Source organism: Pseudomonas sp. PGPR N4, assembly GCF_059693665.1.
Genome location: NZ_JCAUKV010000006.1, coordinates 350,106 through 367,886, shown reverse-complemented (window position 1 = coordinate 367,886; position 17,781 = coordinate 350,106). Strand labels below are relative to the sequence as shown.

General features: G+C 62.8%; 16 protein-coding genes and 1 pseudogene. 9 read left to right on the top strand and 8 right to left on the bottom strand.

Annotation, left to right across the window (positions count from 1 at the left end; all coding sequences use genetic code 11):
- Nucleotides 1–1,056: an AraC family transcriptional regulator gene (locus AC58X1_RS21810; RefSeq protein ID WP_150569814.1), complete on the top strand. Its 1,056-nt coding sequence runs from the start codon at nt 1–3 to the stop codon at nt 1,054–1,056.
- Here the strand turns inward: AC58X1_RS21810 and AC58X1_RS21805 are convergent.
- Complete coding sequence (locus AC58X1_RS21805) at nt 1,013–2,467, bottom strand: TrkH family potassium uptake protein (RefSeq protein WP_497429449.1); 1,455 nt, start codon at nt 2,465–2,467, stop codon at nt 1,013–1,015. The two genes, AC58X1_RS21810 and AC58X1_RS21805, sit on opposite strands and share 44 nt — an antisense overlap.
- A gap of 148 nt (nt 2,468–2,615) precedes the next feature.
- On the opposite strand from AC58X1_RS21805, the gene AC58X1_RS21800 reads away from it, so the two are divergent.
- On the top strand, nt 2,616–3,170 hold the full coding sequence (locus tag AC58X1_RS21800; protein WP_497429448.1) for an NAD(P)H nitroreductase: 555 nt from the start codon (nt 2,616–2,618) through the stop codon (nt 3,168–3,170).
- Between the two features lie 39 nt (nt 3,171–3,209).
- On the opposite strand, the gene AC58X1_RS21795 is transcribed toward AC58X1_RS21800, so the two are convergent.
- From AC58X1_RS21795 to AC58X1_RS21770, 6 genes and pseudogenes are all read right to left on the bottom strand, one after another.
- On the bottom strand, nt 3,210–4,544 hold the full coding sequence (locus AC58X1_RS21795) for a sensor histidine kinase (protein WP_497429447.1): 1,335 nt from the start codon (nt 4,542–4,544) through the stop codon (nt 3,210–3,212).
- Between the two features lie 66 nt (nt 4,545–4,610).
- Nucleotides 4,611–5,027, bottom strand: a complete 417-nt coding sequence (locus AC58X1_RS21790; protein WP_101317672.1) for a Spy/CpxP family protein refolding chaperone — start codon at nt 5,025–5,027, stop codon at nt 4,611–4,613.
- A gap of 173 nt (nt 5,028–5,200) precedes the next feature.
- Nucleotides 5,201–5,878 (bottom strand): response regulator transcription factor, encoded by a 678-nt coding sequence (locus AC58X1_RS21785; protein ID WP_101317674.1) that lies wholly within the window; start codon nt 5,876–5,878, stop codon nt 5,201–5,203.
- A 7-nt stretch (nt 5,879–5,885) separates the two neighbouring features.
- Nucleotides 5,886–5,969: pseudogene (locus tag AC58X1_RS21780) on the bottom strand (translation initiation factor 2); the annotation flags it as partial.
- A 118-nt stretch (nt 5,970–6,087) separates the two neighbouring features.
- Nucleotides 6,088–6,387: a YciI family protein gene (locus tag AC58X1_RS21775; protein WP_497429446.1), complete on the bottom strand. Its 300-nt coding sequence runs from the start codon at nt 6,385–6,387 to the stop codon at nt 6,088–6,090.
- 1 nt (nt 6,388) lies between these two features.
- Nucleotides 6,389–6,985: a septation protein A gene (locus tag AC58X1_RS21770; RefSeq protein ID WP_497429445.1), complete on the bottom strand. Its 597-nt coding sequence runs from the start codon at nt 6,983–6,985 to the stop codon at nt 6,389–6,391.
- Nucleotides 6,986–7,052: 67 nt separating this feature from the next.
- On the opposite strand from AC58X1_RS21770, the gene AC58X1_RS21765 reads away from it, so the two are divergent.
- The 6 genes from AC58X1_RS21765 (at nt 7,053) to AC58X1_RS21740 (ending at nt 13,433) form a co-directional block, all read left to right on the top strand.
- Nucleotides 7,053–7,913 (top strand): PHP domain-containing protein, encoded by an 861-nt coding sequence (locus AC58X1_RS21765; RefSeq protein ID WP_497429444.1) that lies wholly within the window; start codon nt 7,053–7,055, stop codon nt 7,911–7,913.
- Nucleotides 7,914–7,926: 13 nt separating this feature from the next.
- Nucleotides 7,927–8,556, top strand: coding sequence for an L-threonylcarbamoyladenylate synthase (locus tag AC58X1_RS21760; RefSeq protein WP_101317683.1), 630 nt, complete (start codon nt 7,927–7,929; stop codon nt 8,554–8,556).
- Nucleotides 8,553–9,380, top strand: a complete 828-nt coding sequence (locus AC58X1_RS21755; protein WP_497429443.1) for a segregation and condensation protein A — start codon at nt 8,553–8,555, stop codon at nt 9,378–9,380. Before AC58X1_RS21760 ends, AC58X1_RS21755 begins: the two co-directional genes overlap by 4 nt.
- 20 nt (nt 9,381–9,400) lie before the next feature.
- A complete protein-coding gene (gene scpB / locus AC58X1_RS21750) occupies nt 9,401–10,165 on the top strand; it encodes an SMC-Scp complex subunit ScpB (RefSeq protein ID WP_497429442.1) in 765 nt (254 codons plus the stop codon).
- A gap of 142 nt (nt 10,166–10,307) precedes the next feature.
- Entirely contained in the window at nt 10,308–11,414 is a 1,107-nt protein-coding gene (gene rluB / locus AC58X1_RS21745; RefSeq protein WP_101317687.1) for a 23S rRNA pseudouridine(2605) synthase RluB, read from the top strand.
- A 597-nt stretch (nt 11,415–12,011) separates the two neighbouring features.
- The gene (locus AC58X1_RS21740; protein ID WP_101317689.1) at nt 12,012–13,433 is read left to right on the top strand and encodes an amino acid permease; all 1,422 of its coding nucleotides are present in this window, start codon (nt 12,012–12,014) and stop codon (nt 13,431–13,433) included.
- Nucleotides 13,434–13,500: 67 nt separating this feature from the next.
- Here AC58X1_RS21740 and AC58X1_RS21735 read toward each other — a convergent pair whose 3' ends face one another.
- On the bottom strand, nt 13,501–14,385 hold the full coding sequence (locus AC58X1_RS21735) for a LysR substrate-binding domain-containing protein (protein ID WP_101317691.1): 885 nt from the start codon (nt 14,383–14,385) through the stop codon (nt 13,501–13,503).
- Between the two features lie 151 nt (nt 14,386–14,536).
- On the opposite strand from AC58X1_RS21735, the gene ydiJ reads away from it, so the two are divergent.
- Nucleotides 14,537–17,557 (top strand): D-2-hydroxyglutarate dehydrogenase YdiJ, encoded by a 3,021-nt coding sequence (gene ydiJ / locus AC58X1_RS21730; RefSeq protein WP_497429441.1) that lies wholly within the window; start codon nt 14,537–14,539, stop codon nt 17,555–17,557.
- The last annotated feature ends 224 nt before the right edge of the window (nt 17,558–17,781 follow it).

Sequence of the window (17,781 nt, the reverse complement as noted above, 5' to 3'; positions counted from 1 at the left end):
ATGAGTGAAAGAACCACATCCGCCAGCTGGGCATCCGGCATCGTCAAGGCCCTCGAGCTGGAAGGCCTCGACTGCCCGGCCATGTTCAAGGAACTCGGCCTGGACTTCGCTGCGCTGGATGACCCGGACGCGCGCTTCCCGCAGGATTCGATGACCCGCCTGTGGCAACTGGCGGTCGAGCTGTCGGGTAACCAGGCGATCGGCTTGAACATGGCGCGGGTGGTACGCCCGGCATCGTTTCATGTGGTCGGTTATGCGCTGATGTCCAGCCGTACCCTGGCCGAGGGCTTCGAACGGCTGGTGCGCTACCAGCGGATCATCGCCGAAAGCTCGGACCTGAGCTTCCGCCTCGGGCCTGAGGGTTACTCGCTGGTGCTGACCGTGCACGGCGATCACCTGCCGCCAACCCGCCACAGTGCCGAAGCCTCGCTGGCGTGCGCGCTGGCGCTGAGCAAATGGTTGAGCGGGCGACCGATCCAGCCGCGGCGCGTGCTTATCCAAGGGCCACAGCCTGACGACATCGAGCCTTACAAGGTAGCCTTTCACTCGCCGCTGGTATTTGGCGCTGCTCACGACGCGTTGGTGTTCGAGCGGGCCGATATGGAAGCGCCATTGCCCACCGCCAATGAAGCCATGGCGGTGTTGCATGACCGCTTTGCCGGCGAATATCTGGCCCGCTTCTCGGAAAGCCGCGTCACCCACCGGGTGCGTCAGGTGTTGTGCCGGATCCTGCCCCAGGGCGAGCCCAAACGCGAAACCGTGGCGCAGGCGCTGCACATGTCTCAGCGCACCCTGCAGCGGCGTTTGCAGGAGGAGGGCACCAGTTTCCAGACGCTGCTCGACGACACCCGTCGCGAGTTGGCCGAGCAGTACCTGGCCCAATCAGGCATGACCCTGCTCGAAACCGCCTACTTGCTGGGCTTTTCCGACCCGAGCAATTTCTACCGGGCATTTCGCCGTTGGTTCGACGCCACCCCCAGCGAATACCGCTCGCGGCTGGGCGCCGAGGCGGTCAGTGACGCCAGAACGCCGGCATACATAGAACCAGCACGGTGATGATTTCCAGCCGGCCGAGCAGCATGCCGCCGGCCAGGATCCACTTGGCGGCATCCGGTAAAGTGGCGTAGTTGCCCGCTGGGCCAATCACTTCGCCCAGGCCCGGGCCTACGCCGGACACAGTGCCCGCGGCGCCGGTCAGCGCTGTCATCCAGTCCACCCCCAGCAGCGACAGCAGCAGGGCGATTACGCAGATGGTGATGGCGAAGAAGAACGAGAAAGTCAGAATCGAGCGGACGATCTCTTCATCCAGGCGATGGCCGTTGTACTTCTGCTTGATCACCGCGCGCGGGTGGATCAGCTGATTGAGGCTGGCCTTGAGCAGGATGTAGGCAACCTGAAAGCGGAAAATCTTGATCCCGCCGGCCGTCGAGCCGGAGCAGCCACCGATAAAGCCCAGATAGAAAAACAGCATCAGCGAGAAGTTGCCCCACAGGCTGTAGTCGCCCAAGGCGAAACCGGTGGTGGTAACGATCGAGGTGACGTTCAGCGCGACGTGGCGCAGGGCATCCAGCCAGTGCAGTTCGGTGGTTGCCCAGTACCAGGTGCCAAGTACCAGCCAGGTGATCACCAGCAGGCCCAGCAAGCCCTGCACCTGTTGATCCTTGAACAGCGCTCGGCGATTGCCGCGCAGCGTCGCCACATACAGCGTGAACGGCATGCTGCCGAAGATCATCACCACTACCGCAACCCAGTGCACGGCCGGGATGTCCCACTTGGCCAGCGACAGGTCCGAGGTGGAAAAACCGCCGGTGGAGATCGCCGACATGGCGTGGTTGATCGCATCGAACAGGCTCATGCCCGCCCACCAGAACGCCAGGCTGCCGAGGAAGGTAATGCCGACGTACACCAGCACGATCGACTTGGCGACCATGTGCGAGCGCGGCATGACCTTCTCCGAGCGGTCCGAAGACTCGGTCTGGAACAGGCGCATGCCACCAATGCGCAGCAACGGCAAGATCGCCACCGCCATCGCGATAAAGCCGATACCACCCAGCCAGTGCAGCATCGAGCGCCACATGAGAATGCCAGGAGACATGGTGTCCAGCCCGCTCAACACCGTCGCACCGGTGGCGGTAATCCCCGACATGCTCTCGAAAAAGGCGTTGGTATAGCTGATGTGCTGAGTCAACAGGAACGGCAACGCCGCGAACACGCAGACGATCAGCCAACTGCTGACGGTGAGCAGGTACATGTCGCGTGGGCGCAGGTGCACGTGCTCGGGGCGGCCGGGGATGATCAGCGCCAGGCCGGCGATGAAGGTGATCAGACTTGACCAGAGAAACGACGGCATGTCGCCGGTGCGTTCGAACAACAGCAGGGTGGCCATCGGCACGACCATGCTGACCGCCAGGGTGATCAGGAAGATGCCGATGATGAAACCAATGATTCTTAAGGTCGGCAACGCCATGTGATCTGCTCTGACTCGAATCGGAAAGGGCGCCATTCTACCTGTGGGGCTGGTTAAGTAAACGCCCTTGGCAGATGCAGCGGTGCTGCCATGGCAGGCGCCGATAGTGCAGAATGGCAGCACTTTTTATCTGCCAGGAGGGTAGCCGATGGAGGCTCTCGACGCATTGCTCAACCGTGTATCCGTGCCACGCCTGACCGAGCCGGCGCCCAATGCGGCGCAACGCGAGGGGTTGTTCCAGGCGGCGTTGCGCGCGCCGGACCACGGCCAGCTGCGCCCATGGCGCTTTCTGACCATCGAGGGCGAAGGCCGCGTCAAGCTTGGAGAGCTGTTTGCCGCAGCGCTGGCCAATAAAGGCGACGCCAGCCAGGCCGCACTGGACAAGGCGCGCGCCATGCCGCTGCGCGCACCGCTGCTGATCGTGGTTGTCGCGCGTCTGCAGGATCACTTCAAGGTGCCCAAGTCCGAGCAGCGGCTGGCCGCCGGTTGCGCTGCCCACGGCATCCTCATCGCCGCCCATGCACAAGGTATCGGCGCTGTCTGGCGTACCGGCGACATGGCTTTCGACGCCCATGTTCATCAAGGCCTGGGGCTTGAGCCGAACGAGGAGTTGATTGGCTACCTGTACCTCGGAACGCCGCTCAACGAGCCACGCACCGCGCCTGTGCTGGACACGGCCGACTTCGTCCGCGCCTGGGGCTGAGTCGTGCAAGGGGCGCTTTCGGTGTAAAGGAGCGCTTGATCAACTGCCAACGACGGCCGTGACCGGGAACTCCAGACGAGCAACGAAGCCTCCCTGGGCATGGTTGCTCAGGATCAGGCTGCCACCATGCCGCTCGGCTGCACGCCGGGCTATCGCCAGACCAAGCCCATGACCGGCGGAGTCCTGTCCCGGTGCACGGAAGAACGGCTCGCCGAGTTGAGCAAGATACTCCGGCGCAACGCCTGGACCATGGTCACGCACCGTTATCAGCACCCGCTGCTGCTCAAGCCTGGCGCTGATCTCGATCGGTTTGCCGCCGGGATTGAAGCGCAATGCGTTGCGCACCAGGTTATCCACGGCGCGCTCGACCAGCGTCGGCCAGCCCTGCAAGGTCAGCCCGGGCGCGGCTTCCAGGCGAATCTCCTGCTCCGGCGCACTCAGTTGCGCGTCCTTGCGCACACTGCCCAGCAGAGCGTTGACGTCGATCGGCTCAACCAACGCCTGCTCGGCATCGACTCGGGCCAGGGCAAGAATCTCGCTGATCAGGTCTTCCAGTCGGTCGCATTCGCGGGTCAGGCGCGGCCACAGGGCTTGGCGCTGCTCGGGTTGCGCGCGTTCGGCCAGCGCCAGGGCGATACGCAGGCGCGCCAGCGGTGAGCGCAGTTCGTGCGAGACGTCGCGCAGCAACTGGCGCTGGCTGCCGATCAAACTCTGCAGGCGCGCGCCCATCTTGTTGAAGTCGGTCGCCAGCACGCCGAACTCGTCACGCCGGGCCGCCAGTTGGGCCAGGCTGTTCTGCTGGTAGCTGGTCTGGCCAAGGTCATGCACGGCGCCGCGCAGGCGGCTCAGCGGGCGGGTAATCGACAGCGTCACCAACAGGCTGAACAAGGTCAGCACCACCAGGGCGATGCCGAGCGCGCTGAGTGGCCAGAGCAGGCTTTCGCGGTGCCAGGCATCCAGCTCCGGGTGCGGGATGCGGTAGATCAGCAGGTAGGTCTCGCCGCTGCTGGGGCTGGTGTATTCCTCGGTCAATCGGCGCCACGGCAAGCGCCGCTGGTCATTGTGCTGGCGCGCTTCAAAATCGGCCGCACGGCGCGGGAAGGTGCCCGGCACCACCGCATCGCCGGCGTCGTTGAGTACCTGCACATCGACCTTGTAGCGCTGCTTGCGCCGTTCCAGAAAGCGCTGGGCCGAGGCCACGCCGTCTTGTTCATAGTGCTGTGCCCAGCCGCTGGCCAGGGTATTCAGGCCTGGGTGACGGCTGAGGATCCAGTTGTCCTGGTTGAGCATATGGCCAAGCAGGATCGACAGCCCTGCGACCAGGGCGATGGCTAGCCAGAAACTGGCCAGGATGCGCCAGAACAATGAACGCAAGACGAGACCTCCACAAACGAGAAAAGCCCGGCCCGCTTCTGAGCGGGCCGGGCAGTGGGTTACAGCTTACTGAGCCTTGCCGGCTTTTTCAGCTTTCCAGGCCTGGAATTCCTTCCATTCAGCCTTGCGTGCAGCGCGTTCTTTCTGCTGCGCGTCGAACATCTTCTGTTGCTCGGGCTTGAGCAGGCCGCGGATCTCGCTGTCGGTCTTGTCGTGACGGGCCTTGAGCTCGTCCTGCATGGCTTTTTTATCGGCCGCCGGCAGTTTGTCCAGGTAGCGCTTGGTAATCTCGCGCTGGGCTTTCATGCCGTCGCCCTTGAGCTTGCCGATCTGCTGGCGTTGCTCCGGAGTCAGGTCGAGCTGGGCGTAAGGCGCATTGCCGCGGTGATGCGGGCCGTCGTGACGTGGACCGCCGTCTGGCATGGCCATGGCTACGGTTGGCAGGGCAGCGGCGAACATCAGAGCGATCAGGGTCTTGCGCATGGTGTTTCTCCTCTCATGGGCCGGTTGTTACCGGATGAGCCCAGTTTAGGGAGATCAAGGTCAGGCGCAGTCAGGTCAAGGTAAAGGCAAGGTAAAGAGGTTGCAGGGCGTTGCGGCTCTCTAGAGCGAAAGGCAAACCGCGTCGCGCGGCTTGCCTGTGTCTGCTGCTGGGCTCAGAGGCTGTAATAATAGCCACGGCTGCGCAGGGCGACGATGCGCGGGCGGCCGTCGGGGTGGGGCCCAACTTTACGGCGCAGGTTGCTGACGTGCATGTCCAGGCTGCGGTCATACAGCGTCAGTTTGCGGCCAAGGCTGATCTGGGCCAGCTCCTGTTTGTCCAGCGGCTCGCCAGGCTGGCGCAGCAGCGCCTCAAGGATGCGGCTCTCGGACAAGGTCAAGGTCATCTCGCGACCTTCGACGCTGACCACGCCACGGGCCGGGCTGAACGCCAGGTCGCCGATTTCGACCTGGCTGCTCGGCGCTGCCGGGTGGCTGCGGCGCAATACGGCGCGCAGGCGGGCGGTCAGCTCGCGGGGGTCGCAGGGTTTGGCCAGGTAATCGTCGGCACCCAGTTCCAGGCCGAGGATCCGGTCCAATGGCTCGCCGCGTGCCGAGAGCATCAGCACCGGCAGTTCGGCGTGCTCGCTGCGCAGCTGCTTGAGCAGCTCAAGGCCGCTGCCATCGGGCAACATCACGTCCAGCACGACGGCCGCCGGCGCGCATTCGGCCAGGGCCTGACGCGCACTGCGGCCATCATGGCAAGCCCGCACTACAAAACCTTCCTGGGTCAGCCAGCTGCAAAGCAGCTCGCAGAGCTCCTGGTCATCATCAATCAGTAACAGCTCGCTCATGACTCACTCAATTCAACCATTGACGGCGTCTTCTGTGTCCGCCAGTGGCAAAGATACCGCAGACTACCGAGAACAGTGCAACGTCTGCGCCAATTACGCAGCACATTTGTCGGTTCGGCGGTGTTGACTGAGGGGTATCGGCCGCTCGTCGGATTAGATGAGGGCGATTGGATGCCGGCCCTGCGGGCAGGGCCGGCAGGTGCAGCGGGTTATGGCATGACCTGCTTGAACGGCTTGACCACCACCTTGTCATACACGCCCGCAGCCACGTACGGGTCGGCATCGGCCCAGGCTTGCGCTGCAGTCAGGCTGTCGAACTCGGCGACGATCAGGCTACCAGTAAAGCCGGCAGCGCCCGGGTCATTGCTGTCGATGGCCGGGTGTGGCCCAGCCAGGACCACGCGGCCTTCGCCTTGCAGCTGCTGCAGGCGCTCGATATGCGCAGGGCGCGCGGCCAGGCGTTTGTCCAGAGAGTTGGCGACGTCGCTGGAGATGATGGCGTAGAGCATGTCAATCCTCGGTCTTGGGGGTAGTTGGGTCGCTGTCGTGCAGGTGGCGCGACAGGTAGACGCCTTGGGCGACCAGGAAGATCACGGTCATGCCGAGGCTGCCGAACACTTTGAAGTCGACCCAGAAGTCCTGGAAGGTAAAGGCCACGAACAGGTTGGCCGCACCGCAGATCAGGAAGAAGCAGATCCACGCCAGGTTCAGCCGTGCCCAGATCGCATCGGGCAGGGTCAGGGCGTGACCCATGATGCGTTTGATCAGCACCCGATCACCGATGAAGTAGCTGCCGGCAAAAGCCAGGGCAAACAACCAGTTGACCACCGGGGCTTTCCATTTAAGGAAGGTTTCGCTGTGGAAAGCCAGGGTCAGGCCGCCGAACAGCAGGCATGCGAGCAGGGTCAGCCATTGGCCTTTTTCCAGCTTGCGCTGGCGGATCAGCAGCGCGCCGTAGACCACCAGCGAGCTTGCGATCAACACCGCAGTGGCGCTGTAGATACCGCCGAATTCGAAGCTGTGACCGGCTACTTCGAGTGGGCGCGGGTCGAGCTTGTAGACGATGAAAAACAGCAGCAACGGAATGAAATCGACGAATTGTTTCACAATGGCAGCCAGAAGCGGGATGTGACGGCATAATATCAAACATCGATTCCAGCGAAAGCGCTCCTCCATGAATGTTGATCTGCACTGTCACAGCACGGCCTCCGACGGCGCCCTGGCGCCTTCGATTCTGGTCGCCCGCGCCCACGAGCACGGCGTGCAGACTTTCGCCTTGACCGATCACGACACCATCGAAGGCCTGCCCGAGGCCCGCCAGGCCTGCATTGAGCGGGGTATGAACTGGGTCAGCGGCATCGAGTTGTCGTGCACCTGGGGCGGCGCGACCATCCACATATTGGGTTACGATTTTCCTCTCGATGCGCCGCCGTTGCTGAGCGCAATCGAAGCTTTGCACCGTGGTCGCTGGCTGCGCGCCGAAGAAATCGACCGACGCCTGGCTGCCAAGGGCATGCCCAACACCCTCGAAGGTGCTCGCGCGGTGCAGCAGGAACTCGGCGACAGCGCCAATGCTCCGGCGCGGCCGCACTTTGCCGACTACCTGGTGCGTGCCGGACACGTCAAGGACCGCGGCGAAGCGTTTCGCAAATGGCTCGGTGCCGGCAAGCTGGGCGATGTGAAGCTGCATTGGCCTACACTCGAGGAAACTGTCGCGACCCTGCGCCAGTCCAACGCTTGGGTAAGCCTGGCGCATCCGATGCACTACGAACTGACCCGCAGCAAGCGTAGACGGCTGATTGCCGACTATATTCAAGCAGGCGGGCAGGCACTTGAAGTGGTCAACGGCATGATGCCGGCTGAGCAGGTGGGCACCATGTCCATCCTTACCCGTGAGTTCGGCCTGCTGGCAAGCGCTGGCAGTGATTTCCACGGCCCCGGCACCTGGGGCGAGATCGGTGCCTATCGGCCATTGCCTGAGGACCTGCCACCTCTGTGGCGTCGATTCAAGCATGAGCAGCCTATGGCGGTTTGAACAGGACGATTTAGTGAGCCAATTTTTCCAGATTCATGCGGAGAACCCGCAGCCGCGCCTGATCAAACAGGCAGTGGAAATCATTCGCAAGGGAGGGGTGGTGGTATATCCGACCGACTCCGCCTATGCCATGGGTTGCCAGATCGGCGACAAGAGCGCCATCGAGCGGGTGCGCCGTTTGCGCCAGCTCGACAAGAACCACAACTTCACCCTGCTGTGCTGCGACCTGTCGCAAATGGGCTTGTTTGCCAAGATCGACACTTCCACATTCCGTCTGCTCAAGGCGCATGTGCCGGGGCCGTATACCTTCATCCTCAATGCCACGCGCGAAGTGCCGCGCCTGCTGCTGCATGAAAAGCGCCGTACCATCGGCCTGCGCGTGCCGTCCAATCCGATCGTGCTGGCGTTGCTGGCTGAGCTGGGCGAGCCATTGATGAGCGTCAGCCTGATCATGCCCGGCGACGAAGAGCCGATGAATGACCCTTACGAGATCCGCCAGGCGCTGGAACATCACGTCGACCTGATCATCGACGGCGGCTTTGGCAACGTCGAAGGGTCGACGGTGATCAACCTCAGCGGCGACGAGCCTGAAGTGATCCGGGTTGGCTGCGGCGACCCAACGCCGTTCCTGGTGGATGCGTGAATCAACTGGCGCAGCCCGAGGCAGCGGCCAGCGATCTTTCAGTACCGCAGCAACTGCAGCTGGCGCTGGTGTATGGCGAGGCGGTTACCGAGCTGCCGCTGGACCTGTACATCCCTCCGCATGCGCTTGAAGTGATTCTTGAGGCATTTGAAGGCCCGCTCGATCTGCTGCTGTACCTGATTCGCAAGCAGAACATCGACATCCTTGATATTCCCGTCGCGGAAATCACCCGCCAGTACATGACCTACGTCGAGCTGATGAAGTCGGTGCGCCTCGAACTGGCCGCAGAATACCTACTGATGGCCGCCATGCTGGCCGAGATCAAGTCGCGCATGCTGTTGCCGCGCTCCAGCGAGGTTGAAGAGGAGGAGGGCGATCCGCGGGCTGAGCTGATCCGCCGCTTGCAGGAGTACGAGCGGTTCAAGGCCGCAGCCGAGGGCATCGACACCCTCGCCCGGGTTGGCCGCGACGTGATCATTCCCAGGCTGGACGCACCGCAGGCGCAGGTGCGCAAATTGCTGCCCGATGTCAGCCTGGAAGAGATTCTGCTGTCGATGGCTGAAGTCATGCGCCGCAATGACCTGTTCGAGAGCCACCAGATCAGCCGCGAGACACTCTCTACCCGTGAGCGTATGAGTGAGGTGCTCGAGCGCCTCAAGGGCGGCGCCTTTGTGCCCTTTGTCGAGTTGTTCACCGTCGAAGAGGGCAAGCTTGGCGTGGTGGTCACCTTCATGGCGATTCTGGAGCTGGTTAAGGAATCGCTGATCGAACTGGTGCAGAATGAGCCCTTCGCCCCGATCCATGTCCGTGCGCGGACCGACTGAAACAAGCCGACCCAACTCCAATGAACCTGAATGAACCGCGCGACCTGGCGTCGCTGATCGAGGCTTTTCTGCTGGCCTCGGGCAAGCCGCAATCGCTTGAACGGCTGTACGAGCTGCTCGATGAAACCGAGCGTCCGGCACCGGCTGTCTTCAAGAAGGCCCTCGAACTGCTGGCCAAGTCCTGCAATGGCCGCGCCTTTGAGCTCAAAGAGGTCGCCAGTGGCTATCGCCTGCAGATCCGCGAGAACTTTGCGCCTTGGGTAGGCCGGCTGTGGGAAGAACGGCCGCAGCGTTACTCGCGGGCCCTGCTCGAAACCATGGCGCTGATTGCCTACCGCCAGCCCATCACTCGCGGCGAGATCGAAGACGTGCGTGGTGTGGCGGTCAACACCAACATCGTCAAGACGCTGATGGAGCGCGAGTGGATCCGCATCGTCGGCTACCGTGAAGTGCCGGGGCGCCCAGCGATGTTTGCCACTACCAAGGCGTTTCTCGATCATTTCAACCTGAAGAGCCTTGACCAGTTGCCAGCCCTGGCCGAGCTTCGCGAGATGGAGCCCGAGCCCCTGCTTGACCCGGACGACGCCCCGGTGCCGGCGCATCTGCAGGCGTTGGCTGATGCCAGCCTGGGCGAGCAAGAGGTGGGCGAGCCGCCGACCGAGACCAGCTTCCGCAGCCTGCTGGTCGAGCTGGATGCGATGGAAGAAGGTCTGAGGATTGATTTTGAAGACCTGCCCGAGGCGCAGCCTGATCCGTTGCCCGAAGATGACGCCGAACTGAGTTGACCGTTCGGCGCAAAGCCTGGCTGCCTGCGTAAAAGGCGCTACTCTGCAGTGCGCTTGGCTGATGAACCGCGTATAGTGCGCGCCCCTCTGGCCCATTCGTGGCCAGATACCGCATTTCATTCTTACACCGGGAGGTGCCCAGATGAGTGACAAAGAGCTGCTCGATACCCAACCTATTCCTCCATCCGGCGAAAAACTGCAAAAAGTTCTCGCCCGCATCGGCGTGGGCTCGCGTCGGGATGTCGAGGCCTGGATCAGCCAGGGCCGGATCAAGGTCAACGGCGTTGCCGCGACCCTTGGTCAGCGTGTCGACATGCATGACGCGATCTCGGTCGATGGCAAGCTGATCAAGCGCGTGGAGGCCTCCGAGGCCACCCGCCGGGTGATTATGTACAACAAGCCAGATGGCGAAATCTGCACCCGTGACGACCCGGAAGGCCGTCCAACCGTGTTCGATCGCCTGCCACGGCCGAAAGAGGGCCGCTGGATCAACATCGGTCGTCTCGACATCAACACCACCGGCCTACTGCTGTTCACCACTGATGGCGAACTGGCCAACCGCCTGATGCACCCATCCTACGAGATGGACCGCGAGTACGCGGTACGTGTGCGCGGCGAAGTCGACGACGAAATGCTCGATCGACTCAAGGCTGGTGTAGTGCTTGAAGATGGCCCGGCGAAGTTCACCGACATCCAGAAAGCGCCGGGTGGCGAAGGCTTCAACCATTGGTACCACTGCGTGGTGATGGAAGGCCGTAACCGCGAAGTACGTCGCCTGTGGGAGTCGCAAGGTGTGATCGTCAGCCGTCTGAAGCGTGTGCGCTTCGGTCCGGTGTTCCTCAACTCCGACCTGCCAATGGGTCGCTGGCGCGAAATGAGCCAGTACGAAATCGACATCCTTGCCGCTGAAGTGGGCCTGCAGCCGGTTGCGCTGCCGACCTTGAACCTCAAGGCCAAGGACAAGATGGAGCGTATGCAGCGCAAGTCCAGCCGTCCGCTGGGCCGTGGCGAACGCGTACGCAATCTGCGCCCGGCGCAGGAAGGCCAGGCCGAGCGCCCGGCCCGTGCGCCGCGTGAAGACAGCGCGGCTGCGCGCAAGGGCAGCCGTGCCCCGGTCGCCAGTGCAGTAGCCGAGCGTCCGAGCGATGTACGCAAGCGCACCAACAAGCCTGATGGTGCCCGCACCAGTGGCGGTCGCCCAACTGGCGGCAAGCCTGCTGGCGGTGGTCGCGGCAAGCCGCGCGGCTGATAGCGTGTGATCTGGGGCCGCTTTGCGGCCCCAGTGGTTTCGATGGCAAACCCAGGCGCAATGCCTGGCAACTTTTCCATCCGCTTCGTAAAGAAATCCTTACGGAATCCCTCGATTCCCCAAGCAAACGCTCCCCGCGTAACGCAAACTTGCCAAACCCCCGCCCCAGAGCCCTCCCTGCACCCAACCAGGCCCTTGCCCAGTGCCCCGCAACACGCTGATATAGCCCCATGCCCTGTGCACAGCCCGGCCAAAGAGCCCGGCTAATAAAACAACAAATGGAGGCGCAATGTACGCCGATCAGTTCGCCACAACTGGCTCTTCCCACCGGATCGGTGCGCTTTTCCTACAGGAAATGACGCATCGCGTTGACGCCTGCGCGCTTGCGAGGGTATACAATGCGCCGCGTTTTACCTGTGACCCCTTTGCGTACCGCGCATTTCTGCTGACTCCCGGCTGACCGATCCTGGGCCTGTTGCCCGTCGCGTCCCGTGAATCCAGAAAAAATCCAAGGTAACCACCTTGCCCATTCCGCTGCGCCACGAGTGCGGTGGGTCCGATTCCGTCACAGATAAAAACAAGCAGGTGACTTCGTTCATGAGTGGACAAATCAAGCAGTCAGGCGAGCTCAAGCGGGGCCTGAAAAACCGCCACATCCAGTTGATCGCCCTCGGCGGCGCGATTGGTACCGGCCTGTTCCTCGGCTCAGCCGGAGTAATGGCGTCTGCCGGCCCATCGATGATCCTCGGCTACGCCATCTGCGGCTTCATTGCCTTCATGATCATGCGCCAGCTCGGCGAGATGATTGTCGAGGAGCCTGTGGCAGGCTCCTTCAGCCACTTTGCGCACAAGTACTGGGGCGGTTTTGCCGGCTTCCTGTCGGGCTGGAACTGCTGGGTGCTGTACATCCTGGTGGGCATGTCGGAGCTGTCGGCAGTGGGCAAGTACGTCCATTACTGGTGGCCCGAGATCCCGACCTGGGTCACTGCGGCGGCGTTCTTCCTGCTGATCAACGCCATCAACTTGATGAACGTGAAGGTGTTCGGCGAGACCGAGTTCTGGTTCGCGATCATCAAAGTCGTGGCCATCGTCGGCATGATCGGCCTGGGCGCCTACATGCTCACCTCGGGCAGTGGCGGTCCGGAAGCGTCGGTCACCAACCTGTGGGTGCATGGCGGGTTCTTCCCCAATGGCGTCACGGGGCTGGTGATGGCGCTGGCGATCATCATGTTCTCGTTTGGCGGCCTGGAGATGCTCGGCTTCACGGCGGCTGAGGCTGACAAGCCGAAAACCGTCATCCCCAAGGCGATCAACCAGGTCATCTACCGCATCCTGATCTTCTATATCGGTGCACTGGTGATCCTGCTCTCGCTGACCCCTTGGAATACCCTGGTCGCCAGCATCGAAGCCGCCGGCGGCAGCTACGGCAGCAGCCCGTTCGTGCAGGTGTTCTCGCTGCTGGGTAGCGACGTTGCTGCGCACCTGCTCAACTTCGTGGTATTGACCGCGGCGCTGTCGGTGTACAACAGCGGCACCTACTGCAATGCGCGCATGCTCTACGGCATGGCCGAGCAGGGCGATGCGCCAGCAGGCCTGGCCAAGATCGACAAGCGCGGCGTGCCGGTTCGTTCGATTCTGGCTTCGGCAGCGGTCACCCTGGTAGCGGTGCTGCTCAACTACTTCATGCCGCAGCATGCGCTCGAGCTGCTGATGTCGCTGGTAGTGGCCGCGCTGGTGATCAACTGGGCGATGATCAGCTTCTCGCACCTCAAGTTCCGCCAGCACCTTGACCGTACAGGCCAGAAACCGCTGTTCAAGGCGTTGTGGTACCCCTACGGCAACTACCTGGTGATGGCTTTTGTGGTGCTGATCCTCGGCACCATGCTGATGATCCCGGGTATCCAGGTGTCGGTCTACGCCATCCCGGTATGGCTGCTGGTGATGTACCTGGCCTATGTCCTCAAGGGCGGCAAGCGTGCCGGTCCTGCCGAGGCAGTTGTAGAGAGCGTGGCCAAGTAAACGGTCGCGGGCTTTACCCAAAACCCGATGTCAGGTCACTGACATCGGGTTTTTTATTCGCTGCGGATCAGATCTGCGCCAGCAACCAGCTACGGAATGCCCGCAGCGAGGGCAACGCTTCGTTGCGCGGCGGATAGATCAGGTAGTAGCTGCGTTGGCTGGCAAAGGCTGCGCCGGGGCTGTACAGCTCGCCCTTGGCCAATTCTTCCTCGACCAGAATCCGCGGCACCAGGCCAATGCCGATGCCGGCGCGCACCGCCTGGATCAGGTGCGAGGTCAGCTCGAAGCTCGGCCCCAGGCGCATCGATCGGTGTGGCAGCTCCTGATGGGAGAACCATTCGCCCCATGCATGAGGGTTGTTGGCCACGTTCAGCAGTACTTCCTGGCTGATCCGCGTTGGGTCCCACTGCTGGCCATCGCGGGCTGCGTCCGGCGGCAAGATCACCAGCAGTTGCTCGGCATGCAGGCGATGGCAGATCAGCCCGGGCAAGTCATTGCTGGCCACGCCGATGGCGGCGTCGATTTCGCTGGTGTCGAAATTGATCGCTTCGATGCGCGAATGAATATGCACCAGCATGCCCGGGTGCGCCGCGTAAAACTCATGCAGGCGTGGCAGCAGCCATTTCGAGCCGAAGGTGGGCAGGGTGGCCAGCCGCAGTGTGCCCACGCCGGACTGGTACGCCAAGGCCTGCAAGGTCGCGCTGCGGATGCGCCCGAGCGCCTCGCTGAGCTCGCCCTGGTACAGCCGGCCGACGTCGGTGAGCTGCACCTGACGGCCCTCGCGGCGAAACAGCGTCAGGCCCAGTTGCTGTTCCAGCGCCTGGACCTGGCGGCTGACCGCGCTTTGGGTTAGCGACAGCTCGGCGGCGGCGCGTGTGTAGCTCTCATGCCGGGCGGCTGCCTCGAAGGCCAGCAGCAGTGACATCGAGGGCGTCAGGTGGCGGTAATTCATTCATAAAGCTCATCAATAGCGGCAGGAATATCCGTTTGCCCCCAGCGGCAAACTACAGGAACATTGGCCTATTCGTCATCAGTGCCTGCGCGATGCATGCCGCAATGACAGGTTTACCGTGAATCAGCCCATATCAAGAGGCCATCCAACGATGATCGCCCAGTTGCACACCAGCGCGCCTGCCGCCAATTACCCAGAATTCCTCGAAGCCCTGCGTGGCAGTGGCTTCGCCGGCCAGATCAGCGCCGACTACGCCACCCGTACCGTGCTCGCGACCGACAACTCGATTTACCAGCGCCTGCCGCAGGCGGCGGTGTTTCCGTTGCACGCAGACGACGTGGCCAAGGTTGCAGCACTGATGAGCGAGCCGCGCTTTGCCGGCATCAAGCTGACCCCGCGCGGCGGCGGCACTGGTACCAATGGCCAGTCGCTGACCGATGGCATCATCGTCGACCTGTCGCGGCACATGAACAACATCCTCGAGATCAACGTCGAGCAGCGTTGGGTGCGGGTCCAGGCGGGTGTGGTCAAAGACCAGCTCAATGCTGCGCTCAAACCGCACGGGTTGTTCTTCGCCCCCGAGCTGTCTACCTCAAACCGCGCCACCGTTGGCGGCATGATCAACACCGATGCCAGCGGCCAGGGCAGTTGCACCTACGGCAAGACCCGCGACCACGTGCTCGAACTGCACAGCGTGCTGCTCGGCGGCGAACGCCTGCACAGCCTGCCGATCGATGACGCTGCGCTGGAGCAGGCCTGTGCCGCACCCGGCCGCGCCGGTGAGGTGTATCGCATTGCTCGCGACATTCATGAAACCCAGGCAGAACTGATCGAGACCACCTTCCCCAAGCTCAATCGCTGCCTGACCGGCTATGACCTTGCGCACCTGCGCGACGAGCAGGGCCGCTTCAACCTCAATAGCGTGCTGTGCGGCGCCGAGGGTTCGCTGGGCTATGTGGTCGAAGCCAAGCTCAACGTGCTGCCGATCCCCAAATACGCAGTGCTGGTCAACGTGCGCTACAGCAGCTTCATGGATGCTCTGCGCGATGCCAATGCGCTGATGGCGCACAAGCCGCTGTCGATCGAAACGGTCGATTCCAAGGTGCTGCTGCTGGCGATGCAGGATATCGTCTGGCACAGCGTCGCCGAGTACTTCCCGGCGGATCCCGAGCGGCCAACCCTGGGCATCAACCTGATCGAGTTCTGTGGTGATGACCCTGCCGAGGTGAATGCCCGGGTGCAGGCTTTCATCGGCCATCTGCAGACTGACAAAGGTGTAGAACGGCTCGGCCACACCCTGGCCGAGGGCGCCGAGGCGGTCACCCGCGTATACACCATGCGCAAGCGCTCGGTCGGCCTGCTGGGCAACGTCGAAGGCGAAGTGCGCCCGCAGCCGTTTGTCGAAGACACCGCCGTGCCGCCCGAGCAGTTGGCCGACTACATTGCCGAGTTCCGCGCGCTGCTCGACAGCTATGGCCTGGCCTATGGCATGTTCGGCCACGTCGATGCCGGCGTACTGCACGTGCGCCCGGCATTGGACATGAAAGATCCGGCCCAGGCGGCGCTGGTCAAACCGATCTCGGATGCAGTGGCAGCGTTGACCAAGCGCTACGGTGGGCTGCTCTGGGGCGAGCATGGCAAGGGCCTGCGTTCGGAGTATGTGCCGGAGTATTTCGGCGCGCTGTATCCTGCCTTACAGCGCCTGAAGGGCGCGTTCGATCCGCACAACCAGCTCAACCCCGGCAAGATATGCACCCCGCCAGACAGCGCCGAAGGCCTGACCAAGGTCGATGGCGTGACCCTGCGTGGTGACCTCGACCGGACCATCGACGAGCGCGTCTGGCAGAGCTTTGGCAGCGCGGTGCACTGCAACGGCAACGGCGCCTGCTACAACTACGACCCCAACGACGCCATGTGCCCGTCCTGGAAGGCCACCCGCGAGCGCCAGCATTCGCCCAAGGGCCGTGCCTCGTTGATGCGCGAGTGGCTGCGCCTGCAAGGGGCGGCGGATATCGACGTGCTGGCCGCGGCGCGCAGCAAGGTCTCCTGGCTCAAGGGCTTGCCGACGCGGCTGCGCAACAATCGTGCACAGCAGCAGGGGGAGGTCGACTTTTCCCACGAGGTGTACGATGCAATGGCCGGTTGCCTGGCCTGTAAATCCTGCGCAGGCCAGTGCCCGATCAAGGTCAACGTGCCGGACTTCCGCTCGCGCTTCCTTGAGCTGTACCACGGTCGTTACCAGCGGCCACTGCGCGATTACTTGATTGGCTCGCTGGAATTCAGCATCCCGTACCTCGCCCACGCGCCGGGCCTGTACAACGCGGTGATGGGCTCGAAGTGGGTCAGCAAGTTGCTGGCCGACAAAGTCGGCATGGTCGACAGCCCATTGATCAGCCGCTTCAACTTCCAGGCGACGCTGACCCGTTGCCGTGTGCAGATGGCCACTGTGCCGACCCTGCGCGAACTGACCCCCGCCCAGCGCGAGCGCAGTATCGTGCTGGTGCAGGATGCCTTCACCCGCTACTTCGAAACGCCGCTGTTGGCGTCATTCATCGAGCTTGCCCATCGCCTCGGCCACCGTGTTTTCCTCGCGCCCTATAGCGCCAATGGCAAGCCGCTGCACGTGCAGGGCTTCCTCGGTGCGTTCGCCAAGGCGGCGATCCGCAACGGCAGCCAGCTCAAGGCGCTGGCCGACTGTGGCGTGCCATTGGTAGGCCTAGACCCGGCCATGACCCTGGTGTATCGCCAGGAATACCAGAAGGTCGAGGGGCTGCAGGACTGCCCGAAAGTGCTGTTGCCGCAGGAATGGCTGATCGACGTGCTGCCTGAGCAAGTGCCAGCCACTGGCGCCAGCTTCCGCTTGATGGCGCACTGCACCGAGAAAACCAACGTACCGGCCAGCACTCGGCAATGGGAGCAGGTCTTCGCACGTATGGGCCTGACATTGGTCACCGAGGCCACCGGCTGCTGTGGCATGTCTGGCACTTATGGGCATGAGGCGCGCAACCAGCAGACCTCGCGGACTATCTTCGAGCAGTCGTGGGCGACCAAGCTGGATAAACAGGGTGAGCCCCTGGCGACTGGCTATTCCTGCCGCAGTCAGGTCAAGCGCCTGGCTGACAAGCAGTTGCGCCATCCGCTCGAAGTCGTGCTGCAGTTTGCCCTGCGCTGAATTTCAGCGAGGTGGGGGGAGTCATGGAGAGGTGACCGCAGGAGGGGGCGGTAGGTCTGGCTGATGAGGCTGGGCTTGCCAGCGGTACTCTGGACGGTGTGAAAACGTGATGAAGTGGGGTTTCCCGTGTTCAGCCGTTTTCACACTGCCGTGCGCGGTTATTCCTGATCAGCGCTGGATGTATCGTCGCCATTCTGCTCGACGGCTGGCGTCGGTTCAGAGTG

Bases quoted from the DNA above. Each gene is read 5' to 3' on its own strand.
- AC58X1_RS21810 (WP_150569814.1), top strand. From the start codon at position 1: ATGAGTGAAAGAACCACATCCGCCAGCTGGGCATCCGGCATCGTCAAG.
- AC58X1_RS21805 (WP_497429449.1), bottom strand. From the start codon at position 2,467: ATGGCGTTGCCGACCTTAAGAATCATTGGTTTCATCATCGGCATCTTC.
- AC58X1_RS21800 (WP_497429448.1), top strand. From the start codon at position 2,616: ATGGAGGCTCTCGACGCATTGCTCAACCGTGTATCCGTGCCACGCCTG.
- AC58X1_RS21790 (WP_101317672.1), bottom strand. From the start codon at position 5,027: ATGCGCAAGACCCTGATCGCTCTGATGTTCGCCGCTGCCCTGCCAACC.
- AC58X1_RS21785 (WP_101317674.1), bottom strand. From the start codon at position 5,878: ATGAGCGAGCTGTTACTGATTGATGATGACCAGGAGCTCTGCGAGCTG.
- AC58X1_RS21775 (WP_497429446.1), bottom strand. From the start codon at position 6,387: ATGCTCTACGCCATCATCTCCAGCGACGTCGCCAACTCTCTGGACAAA.
- AC58X1_RS21765 (WP_497429444.1), top strand. From the start codon at position 7,053: ATGAATGTTGATCTGCACTGTCACAGCACGGCCTCCGACGGCGCCCTG.
- scpB (WP_497429442.1), top strand. From the start codon at position 9,401: ATGAACCTGAATGAACCGCGCGACCTGGCGTCGCTGATCGAGGCTTTT.
- rluB (WP_101317687.1), top strand. From the start codon at position 10,308: ATGAGTGACAAAGAGCTGCTCGATACCCAACCTATTCCTCCATCCGGC.
- AC58X1_RS21740 (WP_101317689.1), top strand. From the start codon at position 12,012: ATGAGTGGACAAATCAAGCAGTCAGGCGAGCTCAAGCGGGGCCTGAAA.
- AC58X1_RS21735 (WP_101317691.1), bottom strand. From the start codon at position 14,385: ATGAATTACCGCCACCTGACGCCCTCGATGTCACTGCTGCTGGCCTTC.
- ydiJ (WP_497429441.1), top strand. From the start codon at position 14,537: ATGATCGCCCAGTTGCACACCAGCGCGCCTGCCGCCAATTACCCAGAA.